The sequence below is a fragment of the Catenuloplanes atrovinosus genome (assembly GCF_031458235.1).
Classification (GTDB): Bacteria; Actinomycetota; Actinomycetes; order Mycobacteriales; family Micromonosporaceae; genus Catenuloplanes; species Catenuloplanes atrovinosus.
This window is the reverse complement of record NZ_JAVDYB010000001.1, coordinates 3,618,940-3,633,239: the sequence shown is the minus strand read 5'-3', so window position 1 is coordinate 3,633,239 and position 14,300 is coordinate 3,618,940. Positions and strand designations below refer to the sequence as shown.

Annotated in this window: 13 protein-coding genes; 7 read left to right on the top strand and 6 right to left on the bottom strand. The window is 74.8% G+C overall.

What is annotated here, in order from left to right:
• Positions 1–29: 29 nt before the first annotated feature.
• The 4 genes from J2S41_RS16350 to J2S41_RS16335 all read left to right on the top strand — a co-directional run bounded on the left by J2S41_RS16350 (position 30) and on the right by J2S41_RS16335 (position 3,919).
• Positions 30–857 (top strand): CPBP family intramembrane glutamic endopeptidase, encoded by an 828-nt coding sequence (locus J2S41_RS16350; protein ID WP_310368643.1) that lies wholly within the window; start codon positions 30–32, stop codon positions 855–857.
• 43 nt (positions 858–900) lie between these two features.
• Positions 901–1,443, top strand: coding sequence for an ArsR/SmtB family transcription factor (locus J2S41_RS16345; protein ID WP_310368641.1), 543 nt, complete (start codon positions 901–903; stop codon positions 1,441–1,443).
• Positions 1,440–2,618, top strand: coding sequence for an MFS transporter (locus J2S41_RS16340; protein ID WP_310368639.1), 1,179 nt, complete (start codon positions 1,440–1,442; stop codon positions 2,616–2,618). The genes J2S41_RS16345 and J2S41_RS16340 overlap by 4 nt, the downstream gene beginning before the upstream one ends.
• Positions 2,619–2,689: 71 nt before the next feature.
• Positions 2,690–3,919 carry a serine hydrolase domain-containing protein gene (locus tag J2S41_RS16335; protein WP_310368637.1) on the top strand — a complete coding sequence of 410 codons (1,230 nt, stop codon included), beginning with the start codon at positions 2,690–2,692 and terminating at the stop codon, positions 3,917–3,919.
• A 54-nt stretch (positions 3,920–3,973) separates the two neighbouring features.
• Here the strand turns inward: J2S41_RS16335 and J2S41_RS16330 are convergent, their stop codons facing one another.
• The 4 genes from J2S41_RS16330 to J2S41_RS16315 form a co-directional block, all read right to left on the bottom strand.
• On the bottom strand, positions 3,974–4,105 hold the full coding sequence (locus J2S41_RS16330; protein WP_310368635.1) for a hypothetical protein: 132 nt from the start codon (positions 4,103–4,105) through the stop codon (positions 3,974–3,976).
• A 66-nt stretch (positions 4,106–4,171) separates the two neighbouring features.
• Entirely contained in the window at positions 4,172–5,029 is an 858-nt protein-coding gene (locus J2S41_RS16325; protein ID WP_310368634.1) for a hypothetical protein, read from the bottom strand.
• Complete coding sequence (locus tag J2S41_RS16320; RefSeq protein ID WP_310368632.1) at positions 5,026–5,367, bottom strand: PadR family transcriptional regulator; 342 nt, start codon at positions 5,365–5,367, stop codon at positions 5,026–5,028. The genes J2S41_RS16325 and J2S41_RS16320 overlap by 4 nt, the downstream gene beginning before the upstream one ends.
• Before the next feature lie 41 nt (positions 5,368–5,408).
• Positions 5,409–6,767 (bottom strand): S8 family serine peptidase, encoded by a 1,359-nt coding sequence (locus tag J2S41_RS16315; RefSeq protein ID WP_310368630.1) that lies wholly within the window; start codon positions 6,765–6,767, stop codon positions 5,409–5,411.
• A gap of 261 nt (positions 6,768–7,028) precedes the next feature.
• On the opposite strand from J2S41_RS16315, the gene J2S41_RS16310 reads away from it, so the two are divergent.
• From J2S41_RS16310 to J2S41_RS16300, 3 genes are all read left to right on the top strand, one after another.
• Positions 7,029–8,657: a ricin-type beta-trefoil lectin domain protein gene (locus J2S41_RS16310; RefSeq protein WP_310368628.1), complete on the top strand. Its 1,629-nt coding sequence runs from the start codon at positions 7,029–7,031 to the stop codon at positions 8,655–8,657.
• 242 nt (positions 8,658–8,899) lie between these two features.
• Complete coding sequence (locus J2S41_RS16305; protein WP_310368625.1) at positions 8,900–9,355, top strand: nitroreductase/quinone reductase family protein; 456 nt, start codon at positions 8,900–8,902, stop codon at positions 9,353–9,355.
• A 60-nt stretch (positions 9,356–9,415) separates the two neighbouring features.
• Positions 9,416–11,308, top strand: coding sequence for a bifunctional copper resistance protein CopD/cytochrome c oxidase assembly protein (locus tag J2S41_RS16300; RefSeq protein ID WP_310368624.1), 1,893 nt, complete (start codon positions 9,416–9,418; stop codon positions 11,306–11,308).
• Here the strand turns inward: J2S41_RS16300 and J2S41_RS16295 are convergent.
• Positions 11,292–12,236: an FAD-dependent oxidoreductase gene (locus tag J2S41_RS16295; RefSeq protein WP_310368623.1), complete on the bottom strand. Its 945-nt coding sequence runs from the start codon at positions 12,234–12,236 to the stop codon at positions 11,292–11,294. The genes J2S41_RS16300 and J2S41_RS16295 overlap by 17 nt on opposite strands.
• 54 nt (positions 12,237–12,290) lie before the next feature.
• Positions 12,291–14,192: an elongation factor G gene (locus J2S41_RS16290; protein WP_310368622.1), complete on the bottom strand. Its 1,902-nt coding sequence runs from the start codon at positions 14,190–14,192 to the stop codon at positions 12,291–12,293.
• Positions 14,193–14,300 lie beyond the last annotated feature (108 nt).

Below are 14,300 nucleotides of genomic sequence, written 5' to 3'. Positions count from 1 at the left end.
GGTGGCGCCGGCGCCGCACAATCACGACCATGACTCCCCGTGTCGTCCTCACCGCGGCGGGTGGCGCCCTGTTCGTCCTGGCGCCCCTGCTGCTGCTCCTGACCGGCCACACCGAGATCGTGACCTCGTCGGACGAGGGCGCGGGCGGGCGGCCACTGTGGACGGCGGTAGTGCCGGCGCTGGCCGGGATGGCGCTGGTCCGGCTGCTGCCGCCGTCCCGGCCGTCCACGGTGGAGGCGCAGCCGCCGGACCGGGCGGCGATCGCGCGGCAGGTCCGGTGGCTGGTGGGGATCGCGGTCGCGTTCCCGGCGCTGGTCGCCATCGCCGGTGCGCAGTCGCTCGCCTATCCGCTGATCAAGGTCGCGCTGTTCCTCGGCGGCGCGCTGCTGGTGACCCGGCTGATCCGGGCCGGGCTGCCGCCGGCCGTACCCGTGCGATGGTTCTGGGTCCTTCCGGCGATCGTCGGCTGGGGCGTCCTGGCGTTCCGGGTGCCGGCCGACCTGACGCCCTACGAGGACCTGGACCGGGTCTATCTCGCGACCGCGATGACGGTGACGTTCCTGACCGCGAGCGTGCTGGAGGAGTTCTTCTACCGCGTCACGCTGCAGACCCGGATCGAGGCGCTGGCGGGCCGGTGGCCGGCGATCGTGGCGACGTCGCTGCTGTTCGCGGCCATGCACCTGCCGAGCCACCTCGGCGGCGATCACCCGTGGGTGGCGGTGGCCGGGATCGTGGCGTTCCAGGGCTTCTTCGGCCTGTTCACCGGCTACCTGTGGTCGCGCTACCGCCGGTTCTGGCCGCTGGTGGCGGTGCACGGCGCGGTGAACGCGCTGCCGCTCCTGCCGCTGTTCACGTGACCGAGGGTTGAGAAGAAATCTTTGCAAAGATATCTTCTCAACCATGGCCGAGCCCAGAATCCTCTCCGACGTCGACGCGCTCAAGGCGCTCGCCCACCCGTTGCGGCAGCGGATGCTGGCGCGGCTGCGGCGGGACGGGCCCGCCACCTCCGCCGACCTGGCCGCCGAGCTGGGCGTCGACCGCGGCGCGGCCAGCTACCACCTGCGGCAGCTCGAGCGGTTCGGGTTCGTCGAGGACGACACCGCGCCATCGGCCGGGCGGCGGCGGTACTGGCGGGCCGTACGCGAGGACGTGCGGCTGCCCCGGCGCGCGGCCGACCCGGAGGCCGCGGCGGTCGCGGCGGAGATCGGCCGGCAGTGGCTGGCACGGTCCGAGGCCGACCTGCACGCCTACCTCGCGGACCGGGAGGCGCACGGCGAGTTCGCCGACGCGGCCCAGCACTCGTTCGGCGAGACCGCGCTGACCGCGGAGGAACTGGCCCGGTTCGGCGCGGAGTACCTGGATTTCCTCACCCGCTGGCACCGCGAGCCCGGGCCCGGGCGGCGGCACGTGACCGTGCTGTTCCACGCGTTCCCGACGCCGTGACCCCGCTCTGGCGCAACCGCGACTTCGTCCTGCTCTGGAGCGGGCAGGTCGTCTCCACGCTCGGCGCGCGGATGAGCGCCACCGCGATGCCGCTGCTCGTGCTGGCGATGACCGGATCGCCCGCGGACGCCGGCCTGGTCGGGGCCGCGGCCACGCTGCCGTACCTGATCGGGCACCTGCCGGCCGGGCCGCTGGTGGACCGCTGGGACCGCCGCCGGATTCTGCTGCTCAGCGAGGTCACGGCCGGGCTGGTGCTGGCCACCGTGCCGATCGCGCTGTGGCTGGACGCGCTCACGGTCGCGCATCTCGCGGTGGCCGCGTTCGCGCAGGGGCTGTGCTTCGTCTTCTTCGGCCTGGCCGAGTCCGCGGCGCTGCCGATGATCGTGCCGGCGGGCCAGGTGCATCGGGCGATCGCGCAGAACGAGGTACGCGAGCGCGGCGCCGCGCTGGCCGGCGGCCCGCTCGGCGGCCTGCTGTTCGGGCTCGACCGGGCGCTGCCGTTCGCGGTGGACGCACTGTCGTACGCGGCCGCCTCGATCGCGCTGCTGTTCCTGCGCGGGAACCTGCGGCCGGAGCCGACCGCGCCGCCGGAGCCGCTGTGGCGCGCCACCCGCACCGGCCTGCGCTGGATTCGGCGGCAGCCGCTGATCCGGGCCGCGATCCTGCTCACCGCGGTCAGCAACCTGGTCTTCCAGGCGCTCGGGCTGGTGCTCGTGGTCCTCGCCCGGGACGGCGGCGCCACCGCGGGCGAGATCGGCGTCATGCTCGGCGTCTACGCCGGCGGCGGGCTGGCGGGCGCGGTCGCGGCGGGCACGCTGCACCGGCTCCTCCCGGACCGTACCGTGATCATCGGGGTGGTCTGGTTCTGGGCCGCGCTGCTGCCGCTGTTCCTGCTCGCCGACGGGCCGTGGCAGCTCGGTGCGATCGCGGCCGGGTGCGCGTTCGCCGGCCCGGTGTGGAACGTGGTGATCGTCGGCTACTGCGCGCTGCTCACCCCGAACGAGCTGCTCGGCCGCGTGACCAGCGCGTCGATGACGCTGTCCTGGGGCGTCATGCCGGTCGGGTCGCTCCTGGCCGGACTGCTGCTCGCCGCGGCCGGGCCGGGCCCGGCCGTGCTGGTGCTCGCGGCGATCATGCTGGCCGCCGCGGTGGGCGCGCTGCGCGTGGCGAGGTAGTGCTGGCCCTACCCGCGATCGGGTAGTACACGGCAGTGACCGAACCGGCAGAAGCCGGGCAGGATCGACGTATGACGACGAACACGAACATCACGAACCGGACCGCGCGCTCCCTGCGGGGCGCCGCGATCGTGCTGACCGCGACGGCCGCGCTGGCCGGGTCCGGAACGGCCGCGCTGGCCGGTGACGCCGGCCACGACCGGGTCATGCGGGACGTGGCCCGCAGCGTGCTGAGCGTCGGCGTGCCGGGCTACGTCGCCCGCGTCGACGACGGCCGCCGGGTCGCCGTCACCACCGCGGGCGTCGCCGACCGCGCGACCGGCCGGCCGATCACCGCGCGGGACCAGTTCGAGATCGGCAGCAACACCAAGACCTTCGTGGCCGTCCTGGTGCTCCAGCTCGTCGACCGCGGCCAGGTCGAGCTGGACGCGCCGGTCGAGCGCTACCTGCCCGGCATCGTGGCGAACGGCGAGAACATCACGGTACGGATGCTGCTCAACCACACCAGCGGGCTGTTCTCCTACACCTCCGACCCGGAGTTCTTCTCCCGGATGGAGCAGGACCCGCAGCACGTCTTCACGGAGGAGGAACTGCTCGCCATCGCGTTCGCGCACGAGCCGAACTTCGCGCCCGGCCAGGGCTGGTCGTACTCGAACACGAACTACACGCTGCTCGGCATGATCCTCGAGGAGCTGACCGGCACGCGCATGCCGGACCTGGTGCGGCAGCGGATCACCGGGCCGCTCGGCCTGCGGAACACCTACTACGCCGACCCGTACGCGACGAACACCGGACGGGGGTACGCACACGGCTACGCCATCTCGTACGCCGGCGGCACGCCCGAGTACGTGGACGTCTCCGACCGCCCGCTCGGCGGCTGGGCCGGCGCGGCCGGGGCGATCATCTCCACGCCGGACGACCTGTCCCGGTTCATGTCCGCGGTGCTCAGCGGCAAGCTGCTGTCCCGCGCCCAACTCGCCGAGATGAAGACCACGGTCGAGCTGCCGGCCGAGTTCCCGATCGACGGCGGCTACGGCCTCGGCCTGCTCCGGATCGACTCGCCCTGCGGCACGGTCTGGGGCCACGGCGGCGACACGCTGGGCCACCACAGCACCGCGGTCACCACGGCCGACGGCCGCCGTACCGCGGTCACCGACTCCACCGGCGAGCCCGCCGAACTGGAGCCGAACGAGGGCGCCAACCGGTACGTCCGGGTCGTCATGGCCGCGGACACCGTGACCATCTGCCGGATGCTCGGCAAGCCGGCCCCCGAGTCCGTCCTGGCCGACCTGCACAGCTGACCGCACCGGCGCGAGCCGCGATCCCGCCCGGGGTCGCGGCTCGGCCGCGTGCGTTCAGCAGGCGCGCAGCTCACAGATCGTGTCGGCGAAGTCGTCGCCGACCCGCTCCCCGTTGTGGTGCACCCAGAGCAGGGCGAGCACCACCAGCGGCACGATCACCATCAGGCCGATCACACGCTTGACCACGGCGGGCTCCTTCACTCCACCGCGACGATCGGCATCCCGCCCACGGACCTGAGCCCGGTCCACCGGTCACGAGGCGAGGGCGTGGGCGACGCTCAGGCGGCGGGCGCGGAAGGCGAGGTCGGCGAGGGTGATGAGGATGATGAGGGCGGCGGCGGCCTTGGTGGTGCGGTCGGTGGGGGCGGCGCTGAAGACCGGGCCGGCGCTGATCGCCCAGGCCATCGCGGCGCAGACGAGCAGGCTGTGGATGAGGTCGGCGAGGTGGAGGGGCCGGGTCCAGCGCCCGGTCCAGGCGAGCGTGGTCTGCAGGGCCAGGCCGAGGATCAGCAGCGTGAGCAGCACGGGGCCGCGGACCAGCAGGAAATCGGGGTGGTACGCGAACGGGGCGGGGGCGGCGCCCAGCGCGTGCATCACGGCGGCCGGGTCGACCAGGATCAGCGTGCCGAGCGCGAAGACCGCGACGGCGGCGGTGCGGCCGACGCGGTTGACACGATCGGAGAGGGGCGGGCGCGGCTTCCACGCCGGCGGGCCGGTGTGGCGCCGGCGCCACCAGGCGGTGCCGGCGAACGCGGCGACGAGCACGCCGAGCCAGCCGAGGACGACGGGCCAGGTGACCTCGGCCGCGGCGGCGAGGTCGTGCGGGGAGAGGAGCGCGCCGCCGAGGTGGACGAGGAGCGCGCCGCCGCCGGCCAGCAGCAGGAAGCGGCGGGTGTCGGCGGGGTCGATCAGCGCCACGGGCGCGGTGTAGCGCGCGGCGACCTCGGCGGGATGGCCGAACCGGGTGAGCAGCGTGCGGGTGTCGTCGGGACCGGTGAGCTCCTCACGAAGCAGGTCGCGCAGCTCGCGGGCCACATCGGCGCGCTGCCGGCGGGGGAGTAGCGCGATCACGTCGGCCACGTATCGGGAGATGAGTTCGTCGTCGGTCATGTCGGCGTGTCCTCCTCGAGAAGGTGCTCCATCGCCTCGTTCAGCCCGCGCCAGGTGCCGGTGAGCCGCTGGTAGAGCGTGCGGCCGTCGGTGCTGAGGGCGTAGTACCGCCGTGGCTTGCCCTCCGTGGTGCGCCACTCGCTGGTCAGCAGGCCCTGACCCTCCAGCCGGCGCAGCAGTGGGTAGAGCGTGCCCTCCTCGATGGTCAGCCCCTGGCCGGCGAGCGACTGGCGCAGCTCGTATCCGTACCGGAGGTCGCGAAGCTGGGAGAGCACCGCGAGCACGACGACGCCGCGCCGGAGCTCCTGCTCCAGCTTGTCGAAGGCATCGCTCACCATGCGCCACACAGTACCATGTGGCGCACAGCAACGGGCGGGGATCAGGTGGCCATGAAGCGGCGCACCCGCCAGATGATCAACCAGACGGCGGCGACCACGACGGAGAGGATCACGGCGAGGACGGCGGTGCGGTACGGGCCCAGGTCGCGGCCGGAGCCGGCGTGCAGGGGGAGGGCCTCGTCGGGGAGGGTGACCATGACCGCGGCGCGCGGGTTGATCATGCCGAGGCCGGTGGCGTCGTCGCGGGGGGCCTGGGCGCCGGGGTTGGCGGTGCTGCCGATGCGGCGGGTGACCTGTGCGGCGGTCAGGTCCGGGAGCGCGGCCCGGACCAGTGCGGCGGTGCCGGCGGCGAACGCGACCGCGTACTGCGTGCCGCTGCCGGCGCGCGGGCCGACGCCGCCGGGGCCGTAGGTGGCCACGTCGATGCCGGGTGCGATCACGTCCACGCCGCCGGGCAGGTACGGCGCGGCGGGCTGGCCGTCCGGGCCGGAGCCGCCGACGCGGAGCAGGCCGGGGCGCTGCGGGCCGGCGTCGGTGGCGGTGCCGTCGACCGGCGCGGGGCAGACGATCACCACGTCGTGGTCGATCGCGTCGGTGACGGCCGCGGCCACCGCCTCGTCCGTGACGTCCACGTAGGAGCCGAGCGCGATCACGGTGGCGCCGGCCGAGACCGCCACCTGGATGCCGGTCGCCGCGACCGCCGGGTCGGCCTCGTCCGCGGTGGCGACGATGCGTACCGGGAGGATGGTGGCGCCCGGTGCCACGCCGTCGATCGCGCCGTCGCCGTCGCCGCCGCGCGCCGCGATGATCGAGGCCATGCCGGTGCCGGAGCCGAGGCAGTCCAGGTCGCCGCCGCCGGTGCCGGTGGTCACGTCCGCGCCCTGGGCCACGCGCCCGGCCAGCGCGGCGAGGCCGGCGTCCACGCCCGAGTCGATCACACCGACCAGCACGCCCTCGCCGGTGCCGCGCGCCCACGCCTCGTCGATCGCCAGCGTGTCGTACGCCCAGGTGGAGCCGCCGCCCGTGGCCGCGATCGTGCTGCATCCGGCCGGCGGGCCGGACGGCGGCGCCGACGGCGACGGGGACGGCGCGGCCGACGACGGCGCGGTGCCGGGCACCACGCCGTAGCGGACCTGGTCGCCGACCGCGTCCCAGGGCAGCACCAGCGTCCAGCCCGCGGGCAGCTCCTGGCCGGTGCTGATGATCCGCCCGCCGTTCGGCTGCACCCGGTCCGCGTTCAGGTGGTAGATGTCGTCCGCGCGGGCCGGGTCGTTGAGCAGCCGGCCGGCGATCTCCGACAGGCTCTCCGGCTCGCGTACCTCGTAGTACTTCAGGTACCGCGACTCGTCCGGCGCGGCCGCGTGCCCGGGCCCGGCCGGCAGCACGACCGCACCCGCCACGACGAGCGCTGCTACGGCACTTCGCACCCGCGACAACCGGACCACCTGACGCCTCCGAAATCCCATGTGTACGTGCCCCGACGTCACGACGACGGCCGGCGCGGGGCGCAGTTCAACGCGATGCCGGGCGACCGTGAAATCTTCCGCGGACATTGAACCGGATGCGGCGCCATCCGTAGAGATGGCGTGCCAGTGACAGGTGTCCTGGCCGTCGCCCCTATAGTCCTCCGCGGCTGACCCCGCGTGCTTCTAGGAGTGATCGTGAGAGTCCAGGCACTCGTCGAGGCGACCCGCCGCCCGGTGGCTCGCCGCGCCATCGGCATCGCGGTCGTGCTGGCGCTGATCGGCGCCGGCGCGGTGACCGGCTCGATCGCCGGCACCGCGACCGCCGGCCCGGTGCGTGAGGGCGTGCCCGTGCCGGCCGCGCAGGTGCCCATGATCGCGCAGGCCGCGCTCTCCTGCCCGTCGCTGACCGCGTCCCGGCTGGCCGGGCAGCTGATGGCGGAGTCCGGGTTCGACGCGGCCGCGCGCACCGAGCGGGGCGGGTCCGGCCTGGCCGGCCTCACCGACGAGGTGTGGGAGCAGTGGAAGCCGTGGGTCGGCGCGAAGCGGCTCGACCCGGAGGCGAACGTGTTCGCGCTCGCCCACTACATGTGCGACATGGTCGGGCAGATCCGGCACCGGGACGTCGGCGGCAGCCTGTGGGAGCTGGCGCTCGGCGCGCACCGCTCCGGGCTGGACACGGTGCTGGCCCGTTCGGCCGTGCCGAACGACTCCGCCGCGTACGTGAACGAGGTCGCCTCCTACGCGGCCTGGTACGCGGCCCGGCCGGACTTCGCCACCGAGGACGCGGACGAACCGGACGACCCGCCCGCGCAGAACCCGGACGTGGCCCCGGTCCCAGTCCCGGACCAGTACGTGGAGCTGGTGAAGAACGCGGGCAAGGAGTGCGCCGCGGTCTCCGGCCCGAAGATCGCGGCGCAGCTGATGGCCGCGTCCGCGTTCAACGCGAACAAGCTCGGCACGGACGGCGCGCAGGGCATCGCCCAGTTCCTGCCCGCGGTCTGGAACCGCTACGGCCAGGCCGGCGCGTCGCCGTGGGACGCGGCCGTGGCCATCCCCACGCTCGGCCGCACCATGTGCGCGCTCTCCGCGGAACTGTCCGGTCTGGCCGAGGACCCGTACCCGGTGGCGCTGGCCGCGTTCCAATGGGGACCGACCGCGATCCGCCAGGCCGAGGGCGTGCCGGACTCGCCCACCGTCAAGGACTTCGCGCAGCGCGTGCTCGACTACACCGCCTACTACGCCAAGGACGCGCGCCTGGGCCCGGTCACGCCGCCGGCCGGCGCCCAGCCCACCCCGCAGGCGACCCGGACGCCGACGCCGAACCTCGCCGCGCCCCCGCCCGGCACGAACGCCACGCCCACGCAGCGGGCCACCACACAGCAGCAGGGCCAGCAGCCCGCGCCGCCCGCGGCGAACGACCCGCCCGCGCAGCAGCCCACCAGCGGCGGGCCGACCCAATATCAGATCAAGGGGTACGCGGACAAGTGCATCGACGCGCCGTCCGCGGTCGACGGCGCGACGCTCCAACTGTGGACGTGCACCGGCGGCGCCTCGCAGAAGTTCACCTTCGAGAATGGCACGATCCGGCACAAGGGCCTCTGCATGGACCTGGCCTGGGCCTCCTCCGACGACGGCACCCGCATCCAGCTCGCGACGTGCAACGGCGGCTGGGCCCAGCGCTTCAAGGTGAACACCGCGCACGACCTGGTCAACACGGAGGTCGGCAAGTGCGTCGACGTGGTGGACTGGAACGACGCGAACGGCGCCGCGCTCCAGCTCTGGACGTGTAAGGGCGAGACCAACCAGAAGTGGTGGGCCAGCTGAGCCGATGATCAGGCCGCGACCGGCGGGGACGCCGGTCGCGGTCATCTGCGACGGCGTGCTCGGGCACGTCCCGACCACGGCCGGGTTTTCCCCGCGCGGGACCGGCAGGGAGGCCGGCCACGGCCGACCGGTGCCCGCGGGAGCATGCGGACCCCGGCCACGCCGGAAGCGGGAAGATCGATTGTCGCTTCTTCGGCCCGATCTCAGCGGGGTCACAGCGTTGCTGCCGGATAGTCGGGCGCATGGTGGAGACACGTGAGGTGCGGGTTCCGCCGCGCCTGGTCATTCGGACGTTCTGGTCGGTGCACCGCGCGGTGGTGCGGTGCAGCGGCGGTCGGCTCGGCCTGTGGCGGCCGAGGAACGGCCGGTGGGGCGCGATGCGGCTGACCACCCACGGGCGGCGCACCGGCCGCGCGCGTGGCGTCATCCTGGCCTACGTGGAGGACGGCCCGAACCTGGTCACGCTGGCGATGAACGGCTGGGGCGCGCCGGAGCCGGCCTGGTGGCTGAACCTGCGCGCCCGCCCCGAGGCCACCGTGGACGTCGCGGGCGGCCGCCGTCCGGTGCGCGCCCGGGCCGCCGAGGGCGCGGAGCGTGAGCGCCTGTGGGAGCTGTACCGCACCGTGGACGCCAGCCTGGACGCGTACGCGGCGCTGCGCCCGGCCGAGACCGCCGTGGTGGTGCTGGAACCGCGCTGACTGAGCCCGTCGTCACAGGGCGTCCGGGAACCGCCGCCGCGCCCGGCGCGACCACCAGCGGTGACCTGGAACGGATACGTGGTGGCGACCGCGGCGGGCGTGGCCGTGTCCGCGCTCGGCCTGGCCCTGTGGCAGGGCGGGGGCGCGGACACGACCGAGATCGTGGGGCTGGCGCAGCCGGGCGCGGCCACGGTGTGGGGGCTGCCCGCGCTCCGGCTGCTCTCCGACGCGCTCGCCACGGTGACCGCGGGACTGGTGGTGACCGGCGCGTTCGTGCTGCCGGGGGAGGGGCGGGCGATCTCCGCGACCGCGTTCCGGATGGTGCGGCGGGCGCGCTGGACCGCCGCGCTGTGGAGCCTGACCGCGCTGGCGCTGATCGCGTTCACGCTCTCCGACGTGCTCGGCGCGCCCCTGCACCGGCTGCCGCCCGCGGCCGTGCTGAGCTTCGCCGGGTCCATCTCGCAGGGGCAGGCGCTGCTGATCCAGGCGGTGCTGGCCGCGGCCGTGGCGGTGCTGTGCCAGGTGGCGCTGTCCCGCTACACGGCCGCGTGGGCCGCGGGCGTGGCGATGGTGGCGGTGCTGCCGCCCGCGTTCACCGGGCACGCGGCCGGCGCCGGCAACCACCAGCTCGCGGTGACCAGCCTGGCCATGCACGTGCTCGGCGCGGCGCTCTGGGCGGGCGGGCTGATCGCGCTGCTCACCGTCCGGCGGAACAGGGCGTTGCCGGCGGCGCTCGCCCGGTACAGCCACCTGGCGCTGATCTGCTTCGTCGCCGTCGCGGTCAGCGGCGTGATCAACGGCGCGGTACGGCTCGGCGGCGACTGGCGCACCGCGTACGGCGCGCTGCTGGCGGCGAAGCTGGTCGCGCTGCTCGGCCTGGGCGCGATCGGCGCGGCGCACCGGCGCGCCATGCTGCGCCGTCCCGCGTTCATCCGGCTCGCGGCCGGCGAGGTGGTGCTGTTCGGCGCCGCGTTCGGGCTGGCCGCCGCGCTGTCCCGCAGCCCGGCGCCGATCCCGGACGACACGGTCAGCGACGACCCGATCGTGGAGACGATCGGCTTCCCGATGCCGGAGCCGCTCACCGCCGCCCGGCTGCTCGGCGACCCGCTGCCGGACCTGTTCTTCCTCACGGTCGCGGCGGTCGGGATCGGCGCCTACCTGGCCGGGGTGCGGCGGCTGCGCGCGCCCTGGCCGGTCACCCGCACGGCCGCCTGGGTCGCCGGGATGCTGCTGCTGGCGGCGGTGACCGGCCTGGGCCTCGGCCGGTACGCGTACGTGCTGTTCAGCGTGCACATGGTCCAGCACATGCTGCTGTCCATGGCGGTGCCGATCCTGCTGGTCCTGGGCGCGCCGGTCACGCTGGCGCTGCGCACCTCGCCCGGCGCGGTCCGCGAGTGGCTGCTGATCGTGCTGCACAGCCGGGTCGCCCGCGCGCTCACCCACCCGCTGTCCGCGCTCGCCGTCTACGGCGTCAGCCTGTACGGGCTCTACTTCGGCGGGCTGCTCGGCCTGCTGATGCGCTACCACCTGGGCCACCTGGCGATGCTGGCGCACTTCGTGCTCGCCGGGTACCTGCTGTTCTGGGTGCTGATCGGGGTGGACCTGGGCCGGCCGCGGGTGGCGCCGCCGATCCTGGTGCTGGTGCACTTCGCGTCCATGGTGGTGCACGCGTTCTTCGGGCTGACGCTGTCGCAGAGCACCACCCTGATCGCGCCGGAGTGGTACCTGGCGGTGCACCCGCCGTGGGCCGCGCCGCCACTGGACGATCAGCGGCTGGGCGCGGCGATCGCCTGGGCGTTCGGCGAGATCCCGGCCGCGCTGGTGATGATCGTGCTGGTACGGCAGTGGATCCGGTCCGACGAGCGGGAACAGCGCCGGGCGGACCGGCACGGCGACGGGGCGCACGCGCGGTACAACGAGTTCCTGGCGTCGGCCGCTAGAGAGCGTCGATGAGCTCGCGGACCCGGGCCGCCTCGCCCCAGGAGAGCGTGAACCCGGAGCCGCCGTGGCCGTAGGCGGCGATGACCGGCACGGCGTACCCGTCCACGCGCTCCAGCCGCACGGAGGTGCGGGCCGGGCGGAGGCCGACGGCGCGCGACACGATCGGCGCCCCGGCCAGCTCCGGCACCAGCGCGGTCACGCGGCGCAGGATGGCCCGCTCGACGTCCGGGTCCGCGGTCTCGTCCCAGGAGCCGGCGTCGCCGGTGCCGCCGCAGACCACGTCGTCGTCGCGCGGCACCACGTAGGTGAGCCCGTCCGGGTTGTCGTCGTCGAGCAGCCAGCGGGTCAGGCCCGGGTTGGCCAGCCGGACGATCTGGCCGCGGATCGGGAACACCTGGTCGTCGCCGCCGAGCAGCGCGCCGGACCGGATGCCGGCCGCGACCACCACCGCGTCGAAGCCCTCGCCCGCCTCGTCCGGCGTGCCGAGCGCGACGGCCCGGATCTCCACGCCCCGGCCCAGCACCGAGGCGCGCAGCCAGGCGAGGTAGACGTTCGTCACCGCGACCGGCAGCTCGCAGGTGACCCCCGCGGCGCCGGGCGGCAGCTCGGCCGCGGTGGCGGGGCGGTGGCCGGGCACGGCCGCGGTCCAGGACAGGTCCGGGTCCGGGCGGCGGGTGAGCACGGTGCCGGTGCGCAGCCGGACGCCGGTGCGCGCGTCGGCGGCCAGCGACGCCAGCCGGTCACGCGTCAGCCGGGCCGACTCCAGCACGCGCGGCGCCGCGTCCACCGCGTGCGGGAACCAGATCGCGGCCGCGACCGAGGAGACCGCGCCGGTGTGGTCCCGGTCCGCCAGCACGGTCACGTCGTGGCCGGCACCGGCCAGCTCGTACGCGACCGACAGCCCGATCACGCCGGCGCCGATCACCGCTATCCGTCCCACGTGCCGATCCTAAGGGGGGCGGACCCGATCGGATCCGCCCCCGTCAGGTGCGCGTCACGCGGGCCGGTAGCCGGCCGGGCGGCTGGTGAAGGTCGCCCGGCCGCTGGTGCGGCTGCGCAGCGCGGTCGCGTAGCCGAACAGCGCCGCGAGCGGCACCACGGCCGTCACCGTGCGCTCGGTGGTGCCGGTGACCTGGCCGCGCCGGGCCGCGAGGTCGCCGAGCACGCCGCCGATGGCGTCGCCGGGCGCGGTCACCGTCACCTCGGCGACCGGTTCCAGCAGGGCCAGCTCGCAGGCGGCGAGCGCGGCGCGCAGCCCGAGCCGGCCGGCGGTGCGGAATGCCGTCTCGGACGAGTCCTTGACGTGCGTGGCGCCGTCGGTCAGCGTCACGGCCAGGCCGGTCACCGGGTGCTCGCCGAGCACGAGCGCGTCCCGGCAGCCGGCCTCGACCGCGCGTACGTACTCGGCCGGCACCCGCCCGCCGGTCACCGTGGAGCCGAACGAGAAGCCGTCCGCCGCCGGTGCCACGGTCAGCACCACGTGCGCGAACTGACCCGCACCGCCGTCCTGCTTGACGTGCCGGAAGACGAAGTCCGTCACGCCGCGCACCACGGTCTCGCGGTGGGCGACCCGCGGCCGGCCGGTCCGCACGGACAGGCCGCTGGTGCGGCGCAGCCCTTCCACGGCCACCTCCAGGTGCAGTTCGCCGAGCCCGGACAGCAGCGTCTGCCCGGTCTGCGGGTCGGTGCGCAGCGTCAGCGAGGGGTCCTCGTCGACCAGCGCGGCGAGCGCGATCGGCAGCCGTTGCGCGTCCGCGCGGTTCGCCGCCTCGACGGCCACGGAGACCAGCGGTTCCGCGGTGCGCGGCGCCTCCAGCAGCACCGGATGGTCGCGGCCGGACAGCGTGGCGCCGGCCCGGGCCGCCTTCACGCCGGCCAGGCCGACGATGTCGCCGGCGACGGCGACGTCCAGGTCGGTGTGCCGGTCCGCGTGCAGCCGCAGTACCCGGGCGACGCGCTCGGTGCGCCGCGCGGTCGCGTCCCACAACACGTCCCCCTTCCTGATCGTGCCGTCGTAGATCCGTGCGTAGGTGACCCGGCCGGCCCGCGCGGTGTGCACCTTGAAGACCAGCGCGGCCGGCGGCGCGCCCGGATCGCCGCCGGGCGCGGGCAGGTAGTCGACCACCGCGTCCAGCAGCGGTTCGACGCCCTTGTCCCGGTACGCGGAGCCGCACAGCACCGGCACCGCGTCGCCCGCCACGGTGAGGTCGCGGATCGCCGCGCGCAGCGTCGTCTCCGACATGTCGCCCAGTTCCTCCAGGGCGGCGGCGTGCCGTTCCGCCACCGCCTCCTCCAGCGCACCGCGCGCGGCCCACGCCTCCGCGTCGTCCGCGGGCTCGCTCCGCAGCACGCCGTCCGGCCAGGTCAGGCGCCGCATGCCGACCAGGTCGACGACGCCGGCGAAGCCGTCCTCGCGGCCGATCGGCACCTGCACCACCAGCGGCGCGGCGCCGAGCCGGTCCACGATGGACGCCACGACGTGGTCCAGTGACGCGCCGGGGCGGTCCAGCTTGTTGACGAACACGATGCGGGGCACGCCGTACCGGTCCGCGGCGCGCCAGACCGACTCGGTCTGCGGCTCCACGCCGGCCACGCCGTCGAACACCACGACCGCACCGTCCAGCACCCGCAGCGACCGCTCGACCTCGTCGGAGAAGTCGACGTGGCCGGGCGTGTCGATCAGGTTCAGGCGGTGGCCGTTCCAGTCCGCGCTGACCGCGGCCGCGAAGATGGTGATGCCACGGCTGCGTTCCTGCGGGTCGCTGTCGGTCACGGTCGTACCGTCGTGCACCTCGCCCTGCTTGTAGGTGGCGCCGGTGGTGAACAGCACGCGTTCGGTGAGGGTGGTCTTGCCCGCGTCGACGTGGGCGAGGATGCCGAGATTACGGACACGCATGGTCCTGTCCTTCGAGGATGATCCGATCAGGGGACGGCGCCCGGCCGGCCGCGCTGCGGTGATCGCAGGCGGTCAGGCACGTCCAGCCCCGGTGGCGCAGCCGGGGCT

Bases quoted from the DNA above. Each gene is read 5' to 3' on its own strand.
- J2S41_RS16350 (WP_310368643.1), top strand. From the start codon at position 30: ATGACTCCCCGTGTCGTCCTCACCGCGGCGGGTGGCGCCCTGTTCGTC.
- J2S41_RS16345 (WP_310368641.1), top strand. From the start codon at position 901: ATGGCCGAGCCCAGAATCCTCTCCGACGTCGACGCGCTCAAGGCGCTC.
- J2S41_RS16335 (WP_310368637.1), top strand. From the start codon at position 2,690: ATGACGACGAACACGAACATCACGAACCGGACCGCGCGCTCCCTGCGG.
- J2S41_RS16325 (WP_310368634.1), bottom strand. From the start codon at position 5,029: ATGACCGACGACGAACTCATCTCCCGATACGTGGCCGACGTGATCGCG.
- J2S41_RS16320 (WP_310368632.1), bottom strand. From the start codon at position 5,367: ATGGTGAGCGATGCCTTCGACAAGCTGGAGCAGGAGCTCCGGCGCGGC.
- J2S41_RS16305 (WP_310368625.1), top strand. From the start codon at position 8,900: ATGGTGGAGACACGTGAGGTGCGGGTTCCGCCGCGCCTGGTCATTCGG.
- J2S41_RS16290 (WP_310368622.1), bottom strand. From the start codon at position 14,192: ATGCGTGTCCGTAATCTCGGCATCCTCGCCCACGTCGACGCGGGCAAG.